Below are 4,372 nucleotides of genomic sequence, written 5' to 3'. Positions count from 1 at the left end.
GTCCAGGATGCCGTTGAACTGGCTGGGCCGCATCTGGGCGCCGCGTGCCAGCGACAGGCTAAGCGTCTGCAGGAATTCGCGCAGCGATTCCTGCTTGGCCAGCGACGGCGCGTCGTGAATGCGGTAGACCAGCGCCTGCTTTTTGCCCTCCAGCGTTTCGGCCGCGGCGACATTGGCCTGGATCATGAACTCTTCGATCAGCTTGTGGGCGTCGAGCCGCTCCGGCACGATGACGCGGTCGACCGTGCCATCCGGTTTGAGCAGGATCTTGCGCTCCGGCAGGTCGAGTTCGAGCGGCTGGCGGCTGTCGCGGCCGCGCTTGAGGATCGCGTAGGCGTCCCACAACGGCCTCAGCACCGTGTCGAGGATCGGGCCGGTCTTGTCGTCCGGCACGCCGTCGATCGCCGCCTGGGCTTGGCTGTAGGCGAGCTTGGCCGCCGACTTCATCATGACGCGGTGAAAGGAATGCCTGATCTTGCGGCCATCGGCGGAGAAGGTCATGCGCACCGCTAGCGCCGGGCGATCCTGGCCCTCGCGCAGCGAGCAGAGATCGTTGGAGATGCGCTCGGGCAGCATCGGCACGACGCGATCCGGGAAATAAACCGAATTGCCACGCTTCAGGGCCTCGCGGTCGAGCGCCGTGCCGTAGCGGACATAGGCGGCGACATCGGCGATCGCGACGGTGGCGATAAAGCCGCCGAGATTTCTCTCGTCGAGGTCAGGGGTGGCGAAGACGGCGTCGTCATGGTCCTTGGCATCAGCCGGATCGATGGTCACCAGGGGTAGGTCGCGCCAGTCCTCGCGATGGGCAAGCGTCGCCGGCTTGACGGCTTCGGATTCGGCTATCACCTCGGCCGGGAAGATATGCGGAATGTCGTGCGCGTGGATGGCGATCATCGAGACCGCCTTTTCGCTCGTCAGCGAACCCAGCACGTTGAGCACCTTGGCTCTCGGCAGCCCATAACGCGAGGCTCGCGCGGGCTCGACCTCGACAAGGTCGCCGTTTTTGGCGCCGTTCTGGAATTCCTTGTCGACGATCAGCTCGGGCTGGCGCCGTTCCACCGGCTCGATGCGGAAGCTGCCGTCCTGAAGCACGCGAAAGACACCGAGGACGGCATCCGTGCGCTTCTCGAAGATCTTCATCACCCGGCCGGTATAGGCAGGCCCTGACGGATCGTCGGTCGGGAAGGTCTTGGCCAGCACACGGTCGCCGATGCCCGGCGCCGGTCCGTTCCCCCCGCGCGAAACACGGATCGAGACCACGGGAGGTTCGCCCGGGCCGACCGCCTCGGCCGGATGCGCCAGCAAGACCCCGTCGCCATCGCGGCCAAAGATGTCGAGCACTGCGACATGGGGCAGGGCGCCGACGCGGGCCAGCCGCTTGCGTTCCTTGGTCAGAACGCCTTCGTCCTGCAGGTCGCGCAGGAGATCCTTTAGCCAGATTCGGTCGTCGCCGCGCAGCGCGAACGCCTTCGCGATATCGCGCTTTCCGGCACGATCGGGGTTTTCGGCGATGTAGCGCAGGATTTCATCGCGCGAGGGCCGGTAATCGTCCTTGACCTTGGCCCTGGTGTCGGCGGTGCGCGGATCGCCGTGGCTTCTTCCGGTGATCCTGCGCGCCACGCCGTCCTATCCTTTTTTCTTCGCGGCCGGCTTCTTGGCTGCTGCCTTCTTGGTCGTGGTTTTCTTGGCTGTGGGGGCCTTGGCCGCGGCCGCCTTGCGGAACGGCTTCTTGCCACCGCCGCCCTTGGCTTCCTTCTCGGCAATCAGCGCCAGCGCATCCTCGACGGTCACCGATTGCGGATCCTTGCCCTTGGGCAGCGTGGCGTTGACCTTGCCGAAATTGACATAAGGGCCGTATTTGCCGTCGCGCACGACGATCTTGCCGCCGCCGTCCGGATGGTCGCCAAGCTCCTTCAGGGCTGCCGGCGTGCCGCCGTTGCGGCCGCCCTTGCCCTTCGACTGCTTCTCGGCAATCACGGTGACCGCGCGGTTGAGGCCGATCGAGAACACGTCCTCGATGCTGTCGAGATTGGCGTAGGTGCCATCGTGCAGCACGAATGGGCCGTAGCGGCCAAGACCGGCCGAGATCATCTTGCCGCTTTCCGGATGCTGCCCCACGTCGCGCGGCAGCGCCAGCAAGGCGAGCGCCTTCTCGTGATCTATGGATTCAGGCGTCCAGCCCTTGGGCAGGCTCGATCGCTTGGCTTCCTTGCCGTCACCGCGCTGGATGTAGGGGCCGAAGCGGCCCGAGCGCAGCGTGATTTCCTCGGCCGTATAAGGATCCTTGCCAAGCAGCTTGGTGCCGTCCTCGCCACCGCCGTTCTCCCCATTGGGATTGGCGGCGTCGCCGAGCTGGCGGGTGAAGGAGCATTCGGGATAGTTCGAGCAGCCGACGAAAGCGCCGAACTTGCCGAGCTTCAGCGACAGATTGCCGGTGCCGCATTTGGGGCAGATACGCGGATTGGAGCCGTCCTCGCGGGCGGGGAAAACCAGCGGCGCCAATTCCTCGTTCAGCGCGTCGAGCACGTCGGTGACGCGCAGCTCCTTGATGTCGGCGACGGCTCCGGAAAAATCCTTCCAGAAGTCCCGCAGCACGTCCTTCCAGGCGAGCTTGCCGTCGGAAATCTCGTCGAGCTTTTCCTCCAGCGAGGCGGTGAAGTCGTACTCGACATAGCGCTCGAAGAAACTTTCGAGGAAGGCCGACAACAGGCGGCCCTTGGCCTGCGGCACCAGCCGGCGCTTGTCGATCGTGACATAGTCACGGTCCTCGAGCGTCTTCAGGATCGCCGTGTAGGTAGAGGGACGGCCGATGCCGAGTTCTTCCAGCTTCTTGATCAGCGACGCCTCGGAGTAGCGCGGCGGCGGCTCGGTGGTGTGCTGGGTGGCATTGATTGCGCGGCGGGCAAGCTGCTCGCCGGCCCGGATTTCGGGCAGACGGCGGTTTTCCTCGTCCTCCGCGTCGTCGTCCTTCTGGTCCGTGTAAGCGGCGATGAAGCCATCGAAGCGGACGACCGAACCGACGGCGCGAAGCTCGGCGGTGCGGGCGCCGTTCAGCGCCTCGATTTCGACGGTGGTGCGCTCGATCTCGGCCGGCTGCATCTGGCTGGCGATGGCGCGCTTCCAGATCAGCTCATAGAGCCGCATCTGGTCGGCATCGAGATATTGCCGGACCGACGCCGGGGTGCGCATGAAATCCGTCGGCCGGATCGCTTCGTGCGCTTCCTGGGCGTTCTTGGCCTTGGCGGTGTATTGGCGCGGCTTTTCCGGCAGGTATTTCGGGCCGAATTCCTTGGCGATGGCGTCACGAGCGGCGTCGATCGCCTCGGGGGCCATCTGCACGCCGTCGGTTCGCATATAGGTGATGAGGCCAGCAGTCTCGCCGCCAATGTCCATGCCTTCGTAGAGCCGCTGCGCCACCTGCATGGTGCGCGTGGCCGAGAAGCCGAGGCCCGACGAGGCGGCCTGTTGCAACGTCGAGGTGGTGAAGGGCGGGCCGGGGTTGCGCTTCGTCGGCTTGGCTTCGACGGACAGCGCCTTGAAGGTCGCACCCTCGAGCATCGCCTTGATGTCGTCGGCCTGCGCCTTGTTGGCAATGTCGAGCTTTTGCAGCTTCTTGCGCTCGAATGCGGTCAGGCGGGCTTCGAAGGTCTCGTTGCGCGGTGTGCCGAGGATGGCAGCGATCTGCCAATATTCCTCGCGGATGAAGCGTTCGATTTCGGATTCGCGGTCGCAGACCAGGCGCAGCGCCACCGACTGGACGCGGCCGGCGGAGCGGGCGCCCGGCAATTTGCGCCACAGCACCGGCGACAGCGTGAAGCCGACGAGATAGTCCAGCGCCCGGCGGGCGAGATAGGCATCGACGAGAGGCGCATCGATCTGGCGCGGATTGGCCATCGCCTCCAGCACCGACGCCTTGGTGATGGCGTTGAAGACGACGCGGCTGACGGGCTTGTCCTTCAGCGCGCGCTTCTGCTTGAGCACCTCCAGCACATGCCAGGAGATAGCCTCGCCTTCGCGATCCGGGTCGGTGGCGAGGATCAGGCCGTCGGCATCCTTGACCGCATTGGCGATGTCGGTAAGGCGCTTGCCCGAGGCGGTGTCGACCGCCCAGGACATCGCGAAATCCTCATCCGGGCGCACCGAGCCATCCTTGGCCGGCAAATCGCGGACGTGGCCGAACGAGGCAAGAACCTTGTAGTTCCTGCCGAGGTATTTGTTGATTGTCTTCGCCTTGGCCGGCGATTCGACGACGACGACGTCCATGAGGTCTCATATCAGCTGTGATGCGGCAGAAGAATTCCGCTGCGCGCGACGAAATCTCGGTTCTGTTCGTCGCTCACATGGCCGCGCTTTTGCATCCGGTCAAGGG

The 4,372-nt window shown here is 65.1% G+C and carries 2 protein-coding genes; both read right to left on the bottom strand.

Features of this window, described 5'->3' with window-relative positions; genetic code table 11:
• The coding region (locus EOA36_RS28865; protein WP_127280413.1) for an RNB domain-containing ribonuclease at positions 1-1,623 on the bottom strand (1,623 nt) is incomplete at its 3' end.
• A 6-nt stretch (positions 1,624-1,629) separates the two neighbouring features.
• Positions 1,630-4,266 carry a type I DNA topoisomerase gene (topA, locus tag EOA36_RS28860; RefSeq protein ID WP_127280412.1) on the bottom strand — a complete coding sequence of 879 codons (2,637 nt, stop codon included), beginning with the start codon at positions 4,264-4,266 and terminating at the stop codon, positions 1,630-1,632.
• Positions 4,267-4,372 lie beyond the last annotated feature (106 nt).

This window comes from Mesorhizobium sp. M8A.F.Ca.ET.021.01.1.1, assembly GCF_003998025.1.
Classification (GTDB): domain Bacteria; phylum Pseudomonadota; class Alphaproteobacteria; order Rhizobiales; family Rhizobiaceae; genus Mesorhizobium.
The sequence above is the reverse complement of the archived record's forward strand: the minus strand, read 5'-3'. Positions and strand labels throughout refer to the sequence as shown.

What these genes read in the sequence shown, in the direction of transcription:
- topA (WP_127280412.1), bottom strand. Translation starts at nt 4,266, where the DNA reads ATGGACGTCGTCGTCGTCGAATCGCCGGCCAAGGCGAAGACAATCAAC.